Source organism: Helicobacter pylori (assembly GCF_001998165.1).
GTDB classification, from domain to species: Bacteria; Campylobacterota; Campylobacteria; order Campylobacterales; family Helicobacteraceae; genus Helicobacter; species Helicobacter pylori_DL.
In genome coordinates this window covers 1-17,781 of sequence record NZ_MTWR01000019.1, presented here as the reverse complement: position 1 = coordinate 17,781, position 17,781 = coordinate 1, and the positions used below count along the sequence as shown (strand labels likewise).

The window sequence follows — 17,781 nt, the reverse complement described above, 5'->3', positions numbered from 1 at the left end:
TTTTTCTAGCCGATCCAAGGGGGTTACCAAAAACGATGTCCGCAGGTTTATCAGGGTTTTGGTGGAGGGTGATTGTGTAGCGTTGGCTTAAAATGAAATGTAAAATAAATTTTTTTCTAAACCCTTTGCTTTCTCTTTTATCCAAAGGCCACCAATTGGCTAGAGCTATATTTAATGGGGGCTTATGGGCTGTCTCTTCTATTTGGGTGCTGTCTATATAAGCGTCTAATAGGGGTTGGAACATGGTTATCCTTTTAAAGGAGTATTTTACAAAAAAATTTTTTTAAATCAAAGGCTTGATTAGGGCTAAATCAGGCTCATTGATGCAATGCGTGGCGTGCTGTTTTAAAACCTCTTTAGCGTTGAAAGCGATTTTGATATGGGCATGTTTGAACATGCTCAAATCATTCGCTCCATCGCCCACGACTAAAGTGCGATCTTTACTGATATTCAATAAGCGTTGCAAGGCGAGAAGCATTTCGCCCTTAGAGTGTGAAAACATCATATGCCCGGTAACCAAGCCGTTTAAGGCGTTATTTTCCACTATCAGCGTGTTACTGAAAGCCGCATCTAAATGCAATAAATCCCTGTAATGATTGGTCGCTAGATCAAAGCCCCCACTGAAGCAAACCACCTTGTAATTTTTCTCTTTTAAGGCACTAATGAGTTCAAACGCCCCCTCAAATAAAGGCAGACTTTCACAAACTTCTTTGGCTAGTTTTAAGGGCATGTTTTTGAGTTTAGAAACCCTTAAAATAAGACTTTTATGAAAATCTGTCTCGCCATTCATAGCTTTCAAAGTGATTGTTTTCACTTCATCAAACACCCCCCACGCCCTCGCTAAAGACTCAATCGTCTCAGCATTGACTAGCGTGGAGTCAAAATCAAAAACGGCTAGTTTTTGCACCCAATACCCTAAAATTAAGATTTCCTGCTTTTAGCGATCCCTTTGACATACTGATCAGCCAAATACAAGCCATGATTTTCATTACCAATCAACTCAATTTTATCCAAAATATCCTTGAAAAGCACTTCTTCTTCATGCTGTTCAGACACATACCATTGCAAGAAATTGAAAGTCGCATGATCTTTGCCTTTTATGGCGTGATCAACGATATTGTTAATAGACTCGCTGATGTGTTGCTCATGTTCATAGGCTTTTTGGAAAATTTGAGTCAAACCTTCAAACTTATGCTCAGGCGCGCTGATGCTAGTCAATTGCACAGGCACATTGTTTTCATTCAAGAAGACGATAAGCTTTTTGGCATGCTCGTATTCTTCAGCCGCATGATCAAACAAGAAAAGCCCCGCGCCATCTAAGCTATGGGTATAGCACCAAGAACTCATGCTCATATACAAGTTGGAAGAGTTCATTTCCTTATTCACTTGTTCGTTTAGCAACTTAATGATGTCTTTTGATAACATAGTATCTCCTTTGTGTTGGTTTAAGTTGTCCCATAATTATAGCATAAATGATAATGAAAAAGTAAACAAGAGTATGAAAATTTTTAAAAACTTGCAAAAAATGAGAAAGAACGCCAGCTAATGGCTTGATAGAGCTTAGATTTTATCATAAAAATCACTTTAATGAGAATTAGGTCAAAAAAGGGGGCTAGTATCAATAGGGGGGGATTAAAAGGGATATTTTTATATAATATATAAAAAGCATTATTCAATCTAAAAATGCTACAATGTTTATCTTTAAAATGAAAGGCAATTTAACCATGGACTTTTTAGAAAAAGTATTAGACAATCAAGTTACTGAAAGTAAAGAATTAGTCAGGCTTTATGATTATGATTTATACACGCTGGGGGAAGTAGCGGATCACATGCGCCAAAACATGCACCAAAAAATCGTGTATTTTAATGTCAATAGGCATTTAAACCCTAGCAATATTTGCGCGGACGCTTGCAAATTTTGTGCTTTTTCAGCCCACAGAAAAAACCCTAACCCTTATGAAATGAGCTTAGAAGAAATCCTAGAAAAGGTTAAAAACTCCTACAACAAGGGGATTAAAGAAGTCCATATCGTGAGCGCTCATAACCCTAATTACTCTTATGAATGGTATTTAAAGGTGTTTGAAACCATCAAGCAAGAAATGCCTAACTTGCACTTAAAGGCCATGACCGCCGCAGAAGTGCATTTTTTAAGCGTTAAATTCAACAAACCTTTTGAATTGGTGTTAGAAGACATGCTCAAAGCTGGGGTGGATTCTATGCCAGGTGGGGGGGCGGAGATTTTTGATGAAGAGATCAGGCGTAAAATCTGTAATGGTAAGGTGGGATCTTCTCGGTGGTTAGAAATCCATGCTTATTGGCACAAATTAGGCAAAATGAGTAACGCTACTATGCTTTTTGGGCACATTGAAGATAAAATCCATCGCATCGATCACATGTTAAGGATCAAAAAAACTCAAAGCCCTAAAAATAAAGTGGAAAATAAAGAAGGGGGCTTTAACGCTTTTATCCCTTTATTGTATCAAAAAGAAAACAATTATTTGAAAGTGGGAAAATCCCCTAGCGCAATAGAAATCCTAAAAACCATCGCCATATCTCGCATTCTTTTAAACAATATCCCCCACATTAAAGCCTATTGGGCGACTTTGGGCTTGAATTTGGCTTTAGTGGCTCAAGAATTTGGCGCTAACGATTTAGACGGCACGATAGAGATAGAGAGCATTCAAAGCGCAGCCGGTGCGAAAAGCCGGCATGGTTTAGAAAAAGAAGATTTGATATTTAAAATCAAGGATTCTGGCTTTGTTGCGGTAGAAAGGGATAGTTTGTATAATTTTATACAAAAATTTTAATGATTTTTAGCGTTTTTAAGAATGATTAGTTATAATAATGCTACTAACAACACTCAAGCTAAAATCTATTAAGGAAATCAGTATTAAAAAATTTATTCTATCTTCTCTTGTTTTCGCATGTATCAATACCGGCGTTGAAGCTTTAGAAAATGACGGCTCTAAACCAAACGATTTGGCTTCTCCAAAAGAAACCCCAAAAGAAGCTCAAAAAAGTGAAGCTCAAAACGAAACCTCTCAATCCAATCAAACGCCTAAAGAAATGAAAGTCAAGTCCATTTCTTATGTCGGGCTTTCTTACATGTCTGACATGCTCGCTAATGAAATTGTAAAGATTCGCGTGGGCGATATGGTGGATTCTAAAAAAATAGACACCGCCGTTTTGGCTTTGTTCAATCAAGGGTATTTTAAAGACGTTTATGCCACTTTTGAAAACGGCATTTTAGAGTTTCATTTTGATGAAAAAGCCAGGATTGCCGGGGTAGAAATCAAGGGTTATGGGACTGAAAAGGAAAAAGACGGCTTAAAATCCCAAATGGGGATCAAAAAGGGCGACACCTTTGATGAGCAAAAATTAGAGCATGCTAAAACGGCTTTAAAAACAGCTTTAGAGGGGCAGGGCTATTATGGGAGCGTGGTGGAGGTGCGCACCCAAAAGGTCAGTGAGGGCGCGTTATTAATCGTGTTTGATGTGAATAGGGGGGATAGTATTTATATCAAGCAATCCATTTATGAGGGAAGCGCGAAACTAAAACACCGCTTGATTGAATCTTTGAGCGCGAACAAGCAACGAGATTTCATGGGCTGGATGTGGGGCTTGAATGACGGGAAATTGCGTTTAGATCAATTAGAATACGATTCTTTGCGTATCCAAGATGTGTATATGCGTAGGGGTTATTTGGACGCTCATATTTCTTCGCCTTTTTTGAAAACGGATTTTTCTACCCATGACGCTAAGCTTCATTATAAAGTCAAAGAGGGGATCCAATACAGGATTTCAGACATTTTAATAGAGATTGACAACCCGGTAGTCCCCTTAAAAACCTTAGAAAAAGCGCTTAAAGTTAAAAGAAAAGATGTCTTTAATATTGAGCATTTAAGAGCGGATGCGCAAATTTTAAAAACCGAAATTGCCGATAAGGGTTATGCGTTTGCGGTGGTGAAGCCAGACTTGGATAAAGATGAAAAAAACGGGCTTGTGAAAGTCATTTATCGTATTGAAGTGGGCGATATGGTGTATATCAATGATGTCATCATTTCAGGGAACCAGCGCACAAGCGATAGGATCATCAGAAGGGAGTTATTGTTAGGGCCTAAGGATAAATACAACTTGACCAAACTCAGAAATTCTGAAAATTCTTTAAGGCGTTTAGGGTTTTTCCCTAAAGTCAAAATTGAAGAAAAAAGGGTGAATAGCTCGCTTATGGATTTGTTAGTGAGCGTAGAAGAGGGGCGCACCGGGCAGTTGCAATTTGGGTTAGGCTATGGCTCTTATGGAGGGCTTATGCTTAATGGGAGCGTGAGCGAAAGGAATCTTTTTGGCACAGGGCAAAGCATGAGCTTGTATGCTAACATCGCTACAGGGGGGGGTAGATCTTATCCAGGCATGCCAAGAGGAGCGGGTCGTATGTTTGCTGGGAATTTGAGCCTGACTAATCCTAGGATTTTTGACAGCTGGTATAGCTCTACGATCAATCTTTATGCGGATTATAGGATAAGCTACCAATACGTCCAACAAGGCGGGGGCTTTGGGGTGAATGTCGGGCGCATGCTGGGTAACAGAACCCATGTGAGCTTAGGGTATAACTTGAACGTTACCAAACTCCTTGGTTTCAGCAGCCCTTTATACAACCGCTACTATTCCTCTGTTAATGAAGTGGTCGCTCCAAGGCAATGTTCTACCCCCGCATCGGTGATTATCAATCGTTTATCAGGCGGTAGAACCCCCTTACAACCTGAAAATTGTTCTAACCCTGGAGCGATCACCACTTCACCAGAAATAAAAGGTATTTGGGATAGGGATTATCATACGCCTATTACCAGCTCTTTCACTCTTGATGTGAGTTATGACAACACTGATGATTATTATTTCCCTAGAAATGGGGTTATCTTTAGCTCTTATGCAACGATGTCTGGTTTGCCAAGCTCTGGCACGCTCAATTCTTGGAACGGGTTAGGCGGGAATGTCCGTAACACTAAAGTCTATGGTAAATTCGCCGCTTACCACCATTTGCAAAAATATTTATTGATAGATTTGATCGCCCGCTTTAAAACGCAAGGGGGCTATATCTTTAGGTATAACACCGATGATTACTTGCCCTTAAACTCCACCTTCTACATGGGGGGCGTAACCACGGTGAGAGGCTTTAGGAACGGATCGGTTACGCCTAAAGATGAGTTTGGTTTGTGGCTTGGAGGCGATGGGATTTTCACCGCCTCTACTGAATTGAGCTATGGGGTGTTGAAAGCGGCTAAAATGCGTTTAGCGTGGTTTTTTGACTTTGGTTTCCTAACCTTTAAAACCCCAACTAGGGGGAGTTTCTTCTATAACGCTCCCCTCACGACAGCGAATTTTAAAGATTATGGCGTGATAGGGGCTGGGTTTGAAAGAGCGACTTGGAGGGCTTCTATAGGCTTACAGATTGAATGGATTTCGCCCATGGGGCCTTTGGTGTTGATTTTCCCTATAGCGTTTTTCAACCAATGGGGCGATGGCAATGGCAAGAAATGTAAAGGGCTATGCTTCAACCCTAACATGAACGATTACACGCAACACTTTGAATTTTCTATGGGAACAAGGTTTTAAAATGCGCATTAACAGAGAAGAAATTTTAGATCTAATGAAAAACGCGCCCTTGAAAGAATTAGGGCAAAGGGCTTTGAGAGTGAAGCAACGCTTGCACCCTGAAAACTTGACGACTTTTATTGTGGATAGGAATATCAATTACACCAATATTTGTTTTGTGGATTGCAAGTTTTGCGCGTTCAAACGCACCTTAAAAGAAAAAGACGCCTATGTGTTGAGTTATGAGGAAATTGATCAAAAGATTGAAGAATTGCTCGCTATTGGCGGCACGCAGATCCTTTTTCAAGGGGGGGTGCACCCGCAACTAAAGATTGATTATTATGAGAATCTAGTCAGCCATATCGCTCAAAAATTCCCCACCATCACCATTCATGGTTTTAGCGCGGTTGAAATTGATTACATTTCTAAAATCTCTAAATTGTCTTTAAAAGAAGTTTTAGAAAGGTTGAAAAACGCCGGGTTAAGTTCCATTCCAGGAGCGGGAGCAGAAATACTAAGCGATAGGGTGCGCAATGTCATTGCTCCTAAAAAATTGAGTAGCGATCGGTGGATTGAAGTGCATAAAATGGCACACCTTTGTGGGATTAAAAGCACGGCTACCATGATGTTTGGGAGTGTGGATAATGAAGAAGATGTAATAGAGCATTTACAAAGGGTGCGCGATTTGCAAGATGAAACCGGCGGCTTTAGGGCTTTTATTTTATGGAGCTTTCAGCCCAACAACACCCCCTTAAAAGAAGAAATCCCAAGCATTAAAAAAGCGAGTTCCAATCGGTATTTACGCTATTTGGCATGCAGTAGGATTTTTTTGGATAACATTCAAAACATACAAAGCTCATGGGTTACTCAAGGCTCTATGATAGGGCAGTTAGCCTTATTGTTTGGAGCGAATGATTTAGGGAGTGTGATGATGGAAGAAAATGTCGTGAAAGCGGCCGGAACGAGTTTTTGTATGAATGAAGCGGAAATGATAGAGCTTATTGAAGACATTGGGAGCGTGGCGGCTAAACGAAACACCGCTTATGAAATCTTAAAGCGTTATCCGGCTAAAGCAAAGGTATAAAGAGCATGAAAAAAATTTTAATCACTTTATTATTAGGAGTTTTTATGGGGTTACAAGCGAGCGCTTTGACACACCAAGAAATCAATCAAGCTAAAGTCCCTGTGATTTATGAAGAAAACCATTTGTTGCCTATGGGGTTTATCCATTTAGCTTTTAGAGGGGGTGGGAGCTTAAGCGATAAAAACCAGTTGGGTTTGGCGAAATTATTCGCGCAAGTTTTAAACGAAGGCACTAAGGAGCTTGGCGCGGTGGGGTTTGCACAACTTTTAGAGCAAAAAGCGATCAGTTTGAATGTGGATACCAGTGCAGAAGATTTGCAAATCACTTTAGAATTTTTAAAAGAATACGAAGATGAAGCCATCACGCGCTTAAAAGAGCTTTTAAAATCCCCTAATTTCACGCAAAACGCTTTAGAAAAAGTCAAAACCAGAATGTTAGCCCAACTTTTACAAAAAGAAAGCGACTTTGATTATTTGGCTAAATTGACTTTAAAACAAGAGCTTTTTGCTAACACCCCTTTAGCTAATGCGGCCTTAGGCACTAAAGAGAGCCTTCAAAAAATCAAGCTAGACGATTTGAAACAGCAATTTGCTAAGGTTTTTGAACTCAATAAACTCGTGGTGGTGCTTGGGGGCGATTTGAAAATCGATCAAACCCTTAAGCGTTTAAATAACGCCCTCAATTTCTTGCCACAAGGTAAAGCGTATGAAGAGCCTTATTTTGAAACGAGCGATAAAAAAAGCGAAAAAGTCCTTTATAAAGACACTGAACAGGCTTTCGTGTATTTTGGCGCACCCTTTAAAATCAAGGATCTAAAACAGGATTTAGCGAAATCTAAAGTCATGATGTTTGTGCTTGGGGGGGGGTTTGGCTCTCGTTTAATGGAAAAAATCAGGGTTCAAGAGGGCTTAGCTTATAGCGTGTATATCCGCTCCAATTTTTCTAAAGTGGCGCATTTTGCGAGCGGGTATTTGCAAACCAAGCTCAGCACTCAAGCTAAAAGCGTTGTCTTAGTTAAAAAAATAATTAAAGAATTTATAGAAAAAGGCATGACGCAACAAGAATTAGACGACGCTAAAAAGTTTTTACTAGGCTCTGAGCCTTTAAGGAATGAAACGATCTCAAGCCGCTTGAACACCACTTACAATTATTTTTATTTGGGTTTGCCTTTAGATTTCAACCAAACGCTCTTGGATCAAATCCAAAAAATGAGTTTGAAAGAAATCAATGACTTCATTAAAGAGCACACCGAAATCAACGACTTGACTTTTGCCATTGTGAGCAATAAAAAGAAGGACAAATGATGCCATTTGAAGCTGTAATCGGGCTAGAAGTCCATGTCCAACTCAACACCAAAACCAAAATCTTTTGCTCTTGCTCTACAAGCTTTGGAGAAACCCCCAATTCTAACACCTGCCCTGTGTGTTTGGGTTTACCGGGAGCTTTACCGGTATTAAATAAAGAAGTGGTTAAAAAAGCCATCCAATTAGGCACAGCCATTGGAGCCAATATCAACCAATATTCCCTTTTTGCGAGGAAAAATTATTTTTACCCTGATTTGCCTAAGGCTTATCAAATTTCGCAGTTTGAAGTCCCTATTGTGAGCGATGGGAAATTAGAGATTGACACCAAAGAGGGCACAAAAATCGTGCGTATTGAAAGGGCCCACATGGAAGAAGACGCCGGTAAAAATATCCATGAGGGCAGTTATTCTTTGGTGGATTTGAATCGCGCTTGCACCCCTTTATTAGAGATTGTCAGCAAGCCGGACATGCGAAATAGTGAAGAAGCCATAGCGTATTTGAAAAAGCTCCATGCTATCGTGCGTTTTATAGGGATTTCTGATGCGAACATGCAAGAGGGGAATTTCAGGTGCGATGCGAACGTATCCATCAGGCCCAAAGGCGATGAAAAGCTTTACACGAGGGTGGAGATTAAAAACCTAAATAGCTTTAGATTCATCGCTAAAGCGATTGAATACGAGATAGAGCGCCAAAGCGCGGCGTGGGAAAATGGGCGCTATAATGAAGAGGTGGTTCAAGAAACGCGCCTTTTTGACACCAATAAAGGGATCACCCTTTCTATGCGCAATAAAGAAGAATCAGCGGATTACCGCTATTTTAAAGATCCGGATTTGTATCCTGTTTTTATTGATGAAAAACTTTTAAAAGAAGCTCAAAAGATCAATGAATTGCCGGGTGCGAAAAAAATCCGCTACATGAAAGATTTTAACCTTAAAGAAGACGATGCGAATTTATTGGTGAGCGATCCTTTATTGGCGGAGTATTTTGAAAGCATGCTCAATCTTGGGGTTAAGGCTAAAACGAGCGTGACATGGCTTTGCGTGGAATTATTAGGGCGCTTGAAAGCCGAGATCACTTTAGAAAATTGCGGGGTTAGTGCTCATGCGTTAGGCGCTTTAGCCAAACGCATTGATGAGGGCAAGATTTCAGGCAAGAGCGCTAAAGATGTGTTAGACAAGCTTTTAGAAGAGCAAGGGGGCGATGTGGATGCGCTCATTGAACAAATGGGCTTGTCTCAAGTCAATGACACTGAAGCGATTGTTAAAGTGATAGAAGAGGTGCTTAAAAACAACGCTGATAAGGTGCTTGAATACAAAAGCGGTAAGGACAAGCTTTTTGGGTTTTTTGTAGGGCAAGCGATGAAAAATCTAAAAGGGGCTAATCCTAGCGTGGTGAATGCTATTTTGAAAGAGAAATTGGGTTGATGAGGAAAATTTTTTCTTATGTTTTGAAGGCTTTGTTGTTTATTGGGATCGTTTATGCAGAGCCGGAATCTAAAGTGGAAGCCTTAGAAGGGAGGAAACAAGAGTCTTCTTTGGATAAAAAAATCCGCCAAGAATTGAAGAATAAGGATTTAAAAAATAAAGAATTGAAAAATAAAAAAGAAGAAAAGAAAAACACCGAAGAAAAGAAAGAAACAAAAGCCAAGAGAAAACCCAGAGCAGAAGTCCATCATGGGGATGCCAAAAATCCTACTCAAAAAATAACGCCTCCTAAAATCAAAAAGAGCGCTAAAGGCATGCAAAATCAAAGCGTTCAAAATAACGCACCAAAACTTGAAGAAAAAGAGACAACCTCTCAAACTCTTGAAAAAAATAAGGGGACAAGCCCTAGCTCTCAATTCAATTCCATTTTTGGTAATCCTAATAACGCTACCAACAACACCCTTGAAGATAAGGTTGTAGGGGGCATTTCTTTACTCGTTAATGGTTCGCCTATCACGCTGTATCAAATCCAAGAAGAGCAAAAAAAATCTAAAGTGAGTAAGGCTCAAGCCAGGGATCGTTTGATTGCGGAGCGCATTAAAAACCAAGAAATTGAACGCTTAAAAATCCATGTAGATGATGACAAGCTAGACCAAGAAATGGCGATGATGGCGCAACAGCAAGGCATGGATTTGGATCATTTCAAACAAATGCTTATGGCTGAGGGGCATTATAAACTCTATAGAGATCAGCTTAAGGAGCATTTAGAAATGCAAGAATTGTTGCGTAATATCTTACTCACGAATGTGGATACCAGCTCTGAAACCAAAATGCGCGAATATTACAACAAACACAAGGAGCAATTCAGTATCCCCACTGAAATAGAAACCGTGCGCTACACTTCCACCAATCAAGAAGATTTAGAAAGGGCTATGGCAGACCCTAATTTAGAAATTCCAGGGGTGAGTAAGGCCAATGAAAAAATAGAGATGAAAACCCTAAACCCTCAAATCGCCCAAGTCTTTATTTCGCATGAGCAAGGATCTTTCACGCCCGTTATGAATGGGGGTGGGGGGCAGTTCATCACCTTTTATATCAAGGAAAAAAAGGGTAAAAATGAAGTGAGCTTCAGCCAGGCCAAGCAATTCATCGCCCAAAAATTAGTGGAAGAATCTAAAGATAAGATTTTAGAAGAGCATTTTGAAAAATTGCGTGTTAAGTCTAGGATTGTGATGATTAGAGAGTGATTTTTAGATTGTGCAACACTTCAATTTCCTCTATAAAGATTCTTTATTTTCTATCGCTTTATTCACTTTCATTATCGCTCTTGTCATTCTATTAGAACAGGCTAGGGCGTATTTCACCCGAAAGAGAAACAAAAAATTTTTACAAAAATTCGCCCAAAATCAAAACGCTTACGCGAGCAGTGAGAATTTAGACGAACTTTTAAAGCATGCCAAAATTTCCAGTTTGATGTTTTTAGCCAGGGCGTATTCTAAAATCGCTGACATAGAAATGAGTATTGAAATCTTAAAAGGGCTTTTGAATCGCCCCCTAAAAGATGAAGAAAAAATCGCTGTTTTAGATTTATTAGCTGAAAATTATTTTAGTGTGGGGTATTTGCAAAAAACAAAAGACACCGTGAAAGAAATTTTGCGCTTTTCCCCAAGGAATGTGGAAGCGTTGTTGAAACTTTTGCATGCGTATGAATTAGAAAAAGATTATTCAAAGGCTTTAGAGACTTTGGAATGTTTGGAAGAATTAGAAACGCCTGAAATTGAAACGATTAAAAATTACCTTTATCTCATGCATTTAATAGAGAATAAGGAAGATGCGGCTAAAATCTTGCATGTTTCAAAAGCGTCGTTAGATTTGAAAAAAATCGCTTTAAATTATTTAAAATCTTATGATGAAAAGCTTTTTTGGCAAGAGATTGATGCAACCGAACGGCTAGAAAATGTGATCGATCTTTTATGGGATATGAATATCCCTGCTTTCATTTTAGAAAAACATGCCCTTTTGCAAGACATCGCGCGATCTCAAGGGCTGCTTTTGGACAACAAACCTTGCCAAGTTTTTGAATTAGAGGTTTTACGCGCTCTATTAAATAGCCCTATAAAAGCGCGTCTGACTTTTGAATACCGCTGCAAGCATTGCAAACAAATCTTCCCTTTTGAAAGCCATAGGTGTCCTGTGTGTTACCAGTTGGCGTTTATGGATGTGGTGCTTAAAATTTCTAAAGAAAGCTATGGGAGTGGATTGAATGCAAGAAATTGAAATTTTTTGCGATGGCTCTTCTTTAGGTAATCCCGGACCAGGCGGGTATGCGGCGATTTTACGCTATAAAGATAAAGAAAAAATCATCAGTGGAGGCGAAGAATTCACCACGAATAACCGCATGGAATTAAGAGCGCTCAATGAAGCCTTAAAAATTTTGAAACGCCCATGCCATATCACGCTTTATAGCGATTCGCAATACGTGTGCCAAGCGATCAATGTGTGGCTGACTAACTGGCAAAAAAAGAATTTTTCTAAAGTTAAAAATGTGGATTTATGGAAAGAATTTTTAAAAGTCTCTAAAGGGCATTTGATTGTGGCTGTTTGGATCAAGGGGCATAATGGGCATGCCGAGAATGAGCGATGCGATAGTCTCGCTAAATTAGAGGCGCAAAAACGGGTCAAAACGACCACTTAAAGGGAATAATAATGAAAAACAAACGCTCTCAAAATAGCCCTTATGTAACGCCTAACAACCCTTATCTAACGCTAGAAAAAGCTTTAGGGTATTCTTTTAAAGACAAGCGTTTATTGGAGCAAGCCCTAACGCATAAATCATGCAAGCTCGCTTTAAACAATGAGCGCTTGGAATTTTTGGGCGATGCGGTGTTGGGTTTGGTGATAGGGGAGTTGCTATACCATAAATTCTATCAATACGATGAGGGCAAACTCTCTAAATTAAGGGCTTCTATTGTGAGCGCGCATGGTTTTACAAAGTTAGCGAAAGCGATTGCTTTGCAGGATTATTTGCGCGTCTCTTCTTCTGAAGAAATTTCTAAGGGGAGGGAAAAACCCTCTATCCTGTCAAGCGCTTTTGAGGCTTTAATGGCTGGGGTGTATTTAGAAGCAGGGTTAGCTAAAGTGCGTAAAATCATGCAAAATTTACTCAATCGCGCTTACAAGCGTTTGGATTTGGAGCATTTGTTTATGGATTATAAAACCGCCTTACAAGAATTGACCCAAGCGCAATTTTGCGTGATCCCCACTTACCAATTACTCCAAGAAAAAGGCCCCGATCACCATAAAGAATTTGAAATGGCTTTATACATTCAAGATAAAATGTATGCGACCGCTAAAGGCAAAAGCAAAAAAGAAGCCGAACAGCAATGCGCTTATCAAGCGCTTCAAAAACTTAAGGAAGCCAAATGAACACTTTGGGGCGTTTTTTAAGGCTAACGACCTTTGGGGAATCGCATGGGGATATGATAGGGGGGGTATTAGACGGCATGCCTAGCGGGATTAAAATAGACTATGACTTATTAGAAAATGAAATGAAGCGCCGCCAAGGGGGGAGGAACATTTTCATTACGCCACGGAAAGAAGACGATAAAGTGGAAATAACAAGCGGGGTTTTTGAAGATTTTAGCACAGGGACGCCTATAGGGTTTTTAATCCACAACCAAAGGGCTAGGAGCAAGGATTACGATAACATTAAAAACCTTTTCAGGCCTAGCCATGCGGATTTCACTTATTTCCATAAATACGGCATTAGGGATTTTAGGGGTGGGGGGAGGAGCTCGGCTAGAGAGAGCGCCATAAGAGTGGCTGCTGGGGCGTTTGCTAAAATGCTTTTAAGAGAAATTGGTATTGTTTGTGAAAGTGGGATTATTAAAATTGGGGGTATTGAAGCCAAAAATTACGACTTTAATCACACCTTAAAAAGCGAGATTTTTGCCCTAGACAAAGAACAAGAAGAAGCGCAAAAAACAGCCATTCAAAACGCTATCAAAAACCACGATAGCATCGGGGGCGTGGCTTTGATTAGAGCAAGGAGCGCAAAAAGAAATCAAAAGCTCCCCATTGGCTTGGGTCAAGGGCTATACGCTAAATTAGACGCTAAAATCGCTGAAGTCATGATGGGGCTTAACGGGGTGAAAGCGGTTGAAATAGGCAAGGGGGTAGAAAGCTCTTTATTAAAAGGCTCAGAGTATAACGATTTAATGAATCAAAAAGGGTTTTTAAGCAATCATAGCGGAGGGGTTTTAGGGGGCATGAGTAATGGGGAAGAAATCATTGTTAAAGTGCATTTCAAACCCACGCCAAGCATTTTCCAACCTCAACAAACCATAGACATTAATAACAATGAATGCGAATGCTTGTTAAAGGGTAGGCATGATCCTTGCATTGCGATTAGAGGGAGCGTGGTGTGTGAAAGTTTGCTTTCATTGGTGTTAGCCGATATGGTATTACTCAATTTGACTTCAAAAATAGAGTATTTAAAAACGATTTATAATGAGAATTAAACGAAATTGGATACAATCAGCTTAAAAAGGATATAAATGGAAAAATTACCTAAAAAACGAGTTTCTAAAACCAAATCACAAAAACTTATCCATAGCCTAACCACCCAAAAAAACAGAGCCTTTCTCAAAAAAATCAGCGCTAATGAAATGCTTTTAGAATTAGAAAAAGGGGCGTTTAAAAAAAATGAAGCTTACTTTATTTCTGATGAAGAAGATAAAAATTACGTTTTAGTGCCGGACAATGTGATCTCTCTTTTGGCAGAAAACGCCAGAAAGGCTTTTGAAGCCAGGCTCAGGGCGGAATTAGAAAGGGATATTATCACCCAAGCGCCGATTGATTTTGAAGACGTGCGCGAAGTTTCCTTGCAATTGTTAGAAAATTTACGCCAAAAAGACGGGAATTTGCCCAATATCAACACCTTAAATTTTGTCAAACAAATCAAAAAAGAACACCCTAATTTATTTTTTAATTTTGACAACATGTTCAAACAACCCCCTTTTAATGAGAATAATTTTGAAAATTTTGACAATAGCGATGAGGAAAATTTTTAATGCAAACCATTGATTTTGAAAAATTTTCGCAATATTCCAAGCCCGGCCCACGATACACCAGCTACCCCACAGCGGTGGAGTTTAAAGAAAATTTTAATGAAGAGAGCTTGAAAACGGCGTTTTTTAACCATGACAATCTCAAAAACCCCATGCCCTTATCGCTTTATACGCATTTGCCCTTTTGCAGGAGCGCGTGTTATTTTTGCGCATGTTCAGTCATTTACACCAGTTTAGAAGAGAAAAAAGTCCGCTATATCAGCTACCTTAAAAAAGAACTCGCCCTTTTAAAAAACGCCATGGACACTAACAGAGAAGTGGCGCAATTCCACTATGGAGGCGGCACGCCGACCTTTTTTTCGCCCATTCAATTAGATGAGATCACGCAAAGCATTCAAGAAGTTTTCCCCAATTTCAGCCAAGATATTGAAATGAGTTGCGAGATTGACCCCAGGCATTTCACTAAAGAACACATGCAAACCTTGTTTGATAGGGGGTTTAACCGCTTGAGTTTTGGGGTGCAGGATTTTGATTTTGAAGTTCAAAAAGCCATTCATAGGATCCAGCCTTTTGAAATGGTTCAAGAATCTGTGAAGCTCGCCAGAGATTACGGCATCAAATCCATTAATTTTGATTTGATTTATGGCTTACCCAACCAGACTAAAGAGAGTTTTTTAAAAACTTTGGAATGGGTTTTGAAACTGGATCCGGACCGATTAGCGGTGTTTAATTACGCGCATGTGCCTTGGGTGAAAAAAACGATGCGTAAAATTGATGAAACCTTATTGCCAAGCCCTAGAGACAAGCTAGAGATTTTAGAAGCTCTTATCAGTTTTTTAGAAAAAGCCAACTACCAAATGATAGGCATGGATCATTTCGCCAAAAGCGATAATGAATTGTATTTAGCCCTTCAAAAAGCGGAATTACGCCGTAATTTTCAAGGCTATACCACGAAAAAATTCACTCAAACCATTGGCATTGGCGTTACAAGCATTGGCGAAGGGAGCGATTATTACACGCAAAATTATAAGGATTTGCACCACTATGAAAAAGCCCTTGATTTGGGGCATTTACCGGTAGAAAGGGGTGTAGCGCTCACCAAAGAAGATGTGTTAAGAAAAGAAGTGATCATGCAGATGATGAGTAATTTAAAATTGGATTACTCTAAGATTGAAGAAAAATTTTCTATTGATTTTAAAGCGCATTTTAAAAAAGAATTAGAAAAATTAAAGCCTTATGAAGAGGCGGGCTTGCTTGTTTTTAACCCTAAAGGCTTTGAGATGACCAAAACAGGGGGCATGCTCGTAAGAAACATGGCTATGGAGTTTGACGCGTATTTGCGTGGGGGCGAAAAACATTTCAGTAAAACGCTATGAATGAAAATATCTTTGAAGAAGTAGGGGACGCTTGCGTTAAATGCGCTAAATGCGTGCCAGGTTGCACCATATACCGCATCCATAAAGACGAGGCGACTTCGCCTAGGGGCTTTTTAGATTTGATGCGCCTAAACGCTCAAAACAAACTTAAATTAGACACGAATTTAAAACACCTTTTAGAAACTTGCTTTTTATGCACCGCTTGCGTGGAAACTTGCCCTTTTCATTTGCCCATAGACACTTTAATAGAAAAAGCCAGAGAAAAAATCGCTCAAAAATACGGCATCGCTTGGTATAAAAAATCCTATTTTTCCCTTTTAAAAAACCGCAAAAAAATGGATAGGGTGTTTTCAGTGGCGCATTTTTTAGCCCCTTGTGTTTTCAAGCAAGTGGGGGATAGTTTAGAGCCTAGGGCGGTGTTTAAAGGCTTGTTCAAACGCTTCAACAAAAGCGCTCTGCCTCCCTTAAATCAAAAAAGTTTCTTACAAAAGTATGCAGAGATTAAGCCTTTAGAAAACCCCATTCAAAAAGTGGCGATTTTTATAGGGTGCTTGAGCAATTACCATTACCAGCAAGTGGGGGAAAGCTTGTTGTATATTTTAGAAAAGCTCAACATTCAAGCGATCATCCCTAAGCAAGAATGCTGCTCAGCGCCTGCGTATTTTACCGGCGATAAAGACACCACGCTTTTTTTAGTGAAAAAAAACATAGAATGGTTTGAAAGCTATTTAGATGAAGTGGATGCGATCATTGTGCCTGAAGCCACATGCGCTAGCATGCTTATTAATGATTATTACAAGGTGTTTTTAGGCGAAAAAGATAAGGATTTGTATGTGAAGCGCTTGGAAAAAATCACGCCCAAAATCTATCTGGCGAGCGTGTTTTTAGAGAAACACACCCCTTTAAAAAATCTTTTAGAAAAAATCCCTAAAGGGAAAAAAGAGGCTATCACTTATCATAACCCTTGCCATGCTAAAAAAACCCTAAACGCTCACAAAGAAGTGCGCAATTTGCTCAATGCGCATTATGAAATTAAAGAAATGCCGGACAATTGCTGCGGTTTTGGGGGGATTACCATGCAAACCGAAAAGGCGGGATTTTCTTTAAAAGTGGGGCTTCTTAGGGCTAAAGAAATCATGGACACCAAAGCTGAAATTTTAAGCGCTGAATGCGGGGCATGCCACATGCAATTAAACAACGCCCTAAAGTCTTTAGATGACCCTAACACCCCGCAATTTTTGCACCCTTTAGAACTCATCGCTAAAGCTTTAAAAAGCGCTGAATAAAAAGCCTTTTAACCCCATTTTTCAGCATCTTTTTATATAATGTAGGACTTTATAACGCCACTAAAAGGAATGAAAAATGCAAGAAATCAGTGCCTACGAACTCATCAAAGAAAAACTGCATGCCATACCTAACCTTCGCCATAAAGGGAGCTTGTTTGAAAAAATTTCTAAGCAATTTTTACAAGAGCATGACAGCGCTAACGAATACGAGTCTATTGATCTTTGGTATGATTGGGAATTAAGGGGGAAGGAGCGCGATAAGGGGATTGATATAGTCATTCAAACGACTTCAAAAGAATACATCGCCGTGCAATGCAAATTCCATCAAAACAGCATCTCATATAACGACATTTCACCTTTTTTAACCCAATTGCAAAGCGGGGTAGGGGAGGTCAGGTTTAAAAAAGGGATCATCATCTCCACTTCTAATTTAACCTCTGAAGCCCTTAAAGCAATTGAGCAAATCAGAAGCACAGGGAAGGATATTGATATTGATATTATCAGTGAAGAGGATTTTATCTATTCTCAGATTGATTGGGAAAAGTTTGATCCCGCGCAAACTCAAGACGAACTCCCCTTATGCGATAAGAAAAGGCCGCGCCCTCACCAAAAAGAAGCGATTGAAAAGACTAAAGAGCATCTAACTAAT

The 17,781-nt window shown here is 39.6% G+C and carries 15 protein-coding genes and 2 pseudogenes; 14 read left to right on the top strand and 3 right to left on the bottom strand.

Annotated features, from left to right (window positions below; all coding sequences use genetic code 11):
* From BZK24_RS02990 to BZK24_RS02980, 3 genes and pseudogenes are all read right to left on the bottom strand, one after another.
* Window positions 1-244 (bottom strand): annotated as a pseudogene (locus BZK24_RS02990) (glycosyltransferase family 10 domain-containing protein); the annotation flags it as partial.
* A gap of 39 nt (window positions 245-283) precedes the next feature.
* Complete coding sequence (gene serB / locus BZK24_RS02985) at window positions 284-907, bottom strand: phosphoserine phosphatase SerB (RefSeq protein ID WP_077656525.1); 624 nt, start codon at window positions 905-907, stop codon at window positions 284-286.
* Window positions 908-921: 14 nt separating this feature from the next.
* Window positions 922-1,425 (bottom strand): ferritin, encoded by a 504-nt coding sequence (locus BZK24_RS02980; RefSeq protein WP_000949202.1) that lies wholly within the window; start codon window positions 1,423-1,425, stop codon window positions 922-924.
* Between the two features lie 299 nt (window positions 1,426-1,724).
* Here BZK24_RS02980 and mqnE point away from each other — a divergent pair, with 299 nt between their 5' ends.
* The 14 genes and pseudogenes from mqnE to BZK24_RS02910 all read left to right on the top strand — a co-directional run.
* Window positions 1,725-2,807 carry an aminofutalosine synthase MqnE gene (gene mqnE / locus BZK24_RS02975; protein ID WP_077656527.1) on the top strand — a complete coding sequence of 361 codons (1,083 nt, stop codon included), beginning with the start codon at window positions 1,725-1,727 and terminating at the stop codon, window positions 2,805-2,807.
* A 37-nt stretch (window positions 2,808-2,844) separates the two neighbouring features.
* Window positions 2,845-5,610 carry an outer membrane protein assembly factor BamA gene (bamA, locus tag BZK24_RS02970; protein ID WP_171972380.1) on the top strand — a complete coding sequence of 922 codons (2,766 nt, stop codon included), beginning with the start codon at window positions 2,845-2,847 and terminating at the stop codon, window positions 5,608-5,610.
* 1 nt (window position 5,611) lies between these two features.
* Window positions 5,612-6,673, top strand: coding sequence for a dehypoxanthine futalosine cyclase (locus BZK24_RS02965; protein ID WP_077656524.1), 1,062 nt, complete (start codon window positions 5,612-5,614; stop codon window positions 6,671-6,673).
* Between the two features lie 5 nt (window positions 6,674-6,678).
* Window positions 6,679-7,977: a M16 family metallopeptidase gene (locus BZK24_RS02960; RefSeq protein ID WP_077656523.1), complete on the top strand. Its 1,299-nt coding sequence runs from the start codon at window positions 6,679-6,681 to the stop codon at window positions 7,975-7,977.
* Entirely contained in the window at window positions 7,977-9,401 is a 1,425-nt protein-coding gene (gene gatB, locus BZK24_RS02955) for an Asp-tRNA(Asn)/Glu-tRNA(Gln) amidotransferase subunit GatB (RefSeq protein WP_171972379.1), read from the top strand. The genes BZK24_RS02960 and gatB overlap by 1 nt, the downstream gene beginning before the upstream one ends.
* Complete coding sequence (locus tag BZK24_RS02950; RefSeq protein WP_077656521.1) at window positions 9,401-10,648, top strand: SurA N-terminal domain-containing protein; 1,248 nt, start codon at window positions 9,401-9,403, stop codon at window positions 10,646-10,648. Before gatB ends, BZK24_RS02950 begins: the two co-directional genes overlap by 1 nt.
* Before the next feature lie 10 nt (window positions 10,649-10,658).
* On the top strand, window positions 10,659-11,678 hold the full coding sequence (locus BZK24_RS02945) for a hypothetical protein (protein ID WP_077656520.1): 1,020 nt from the start codon (window positions 10,659-10,661) through the stop codon (window positions 11,676-11,678).
* Window positions 11,665-12,133 (top strand): annotated as a pseudogene (gene rnhA, locus BZK24_RS02940) (ribonuclease HI). The gene BZK24_RS02945 and the pseudogene rnhA overlap by 14 nt, the downstream one beginning before the upstream one ends.
* Window positions 12,108-12,827, top strand: coding sequence for a ribonuclease III (gene rnc, locus BZK24_RS02935; RefSeq protein WP_001878317.1), 720 nt, complete (start codon window positions 12,108-12,110; stop codon window positions 12,825-12,827). The pseudogene rnhA and the gene rnc overlap by 26 nt, the downstream one beginning before the upstream one ends.
* Window positions 12,824-13,921: a chorismate synthase gene (gene aroC / locus BZK24_RS02930; protein ID WP_077656518.1), complete on the top strand. Its 1,098-nt coding sequence runs from the start codon at window positions 12,824-12,826 to the stop codon at window positions 13,919-13,921. The genes rnc and aroC overlap by 4 nt, the downstream gene beginning before the upstream one ends.
* Before the next feature lie 36 nt (window positions 13,922-13,957).
* A complete protein-coding gene (locus tag BZK24_RS02925) occupies window positions 13,958-14,473 on the top strand; it encodes a DUF2603 domain-containing protein (RefSeq protein ID WP_000413462.1) in 516 nt (171 codons plus the stop codon).
* Complete coding sequence (gene hemN, locus BZK24_RS02920; protein ID WP_077656517.1) at window positions 14,473-15,846, top strand: oxygen-independent coproporphyrinogen III oxidase; 1,374 nt, start codon at window positions 14,473-14,475, stop codon at window positions 15,844-15,846. The genes BZK24_RS02925 and hemN overlap by 1 nt, the downstream gene beginning before the upstream one ends.
* Complete coding sequence (locus BZK24_RS02915; RefSeq protein ID WP_077656516.1) at window positions 15,843-17,132, top strand: (Fe-S)-binding protein; 1,290 nt, start codon at window positions 15,843-15,845, stop codon at window positions 17,130-17,132. The genes hemN and BZK24_RS02915 overlap by 4 nt, the downstream gene beginning before the upstream one ends.
* Window positions 17,133-17,208: 76 nt before the next feature.
* A partial coding sequence (locus BZK24_RS02910; protein WP_171972378.1) for a restriction endonuclease occupies window positions 17,209-17,781 on the top strand: 573 nt, incomplete at its 3' end.

Bases quoted from the DNA above. Each gene is read 5' to 3' on its own strand.
- BZK24_RS02980 (WP_000949202.1), bottom strand. From the start codon at position 1,425: ATGTTATCAAAAGACATCATTAAGTTGCTAAACGAACAAGTGAATAAG.
- mqnE (WP_077656527.1), top strand. From the start codon at position 1,725: ATGGACTTTTTAGAAAAAGTATTAGACAATCAAGTTACTGAAAGTAAA.
- bamA (WP_171972380.1), top strand. From the start codon at position 2,845: ATGCTACTAACAACACTCAAGCTAAAATCTATTAAGGAAATCAGTATT.
- BZK24_RS02965 (WP_077656524.1), top strand. From the start codon at position 5,612: ATGCGCATTAACAGAGAAGAAATTTTAGATCTAATGAAAAACGCGCCC.
- BZK24_RS02960 (WP_077656523.1), top strand. From the start codon at position 6,679: ATGAAAAAAATTTTAATCACTTTATTATTAGGAGTTTTTATGGGGTTA.
- gatB (WP_171972379.1), top strand. From the start codon at position 7,977: ATGCCATTTGAAGCTGTAATCGGGCTAGAAGTCCATGTCCAACTCAAC.
- BZK24_RS02950 (WP_077656521.1), top strand. From the start codon at position 9,401: ATGAGGAAAATTTTTTCTTATGTTTTGAAGGCTTTGTTGTTTATTGGG.
- rnc (WP_001878317.1), top strand. From the start codon at position 12,108: ATGAAAAACAAACGCTCTCAAAATAGCCCTTATGTAACGCCTAACAAC.
- aroC (WP_077656518.1), top strand. From the start codon at position 12,824: ATGAACACTTTGGGGCGTTTTTTAAGGCTAACGACCTTTGGGGAATCG.
- BZK24_RS02925 (WP_000413462.1), top strand. From the start codon at position 13,958: ATGGAAAAATTACCTAAAAAACGAGTTTCTAAAACCAAATCACAAAAA.
- hemN (WP_077656517.1), top strand. From the start codon at position 14,473: ATGCAAACCATTGATTTTGAAAAATTTTCGCAATATTCCAAGCCCGGC.
- BZK24_RS02915 (WP_077656516.1), top strand. From the start codon at position 15,843: ATGAATGAAAATATCTTTGAAGAAGTAGGGGACGCTTGCGTTAAATGC.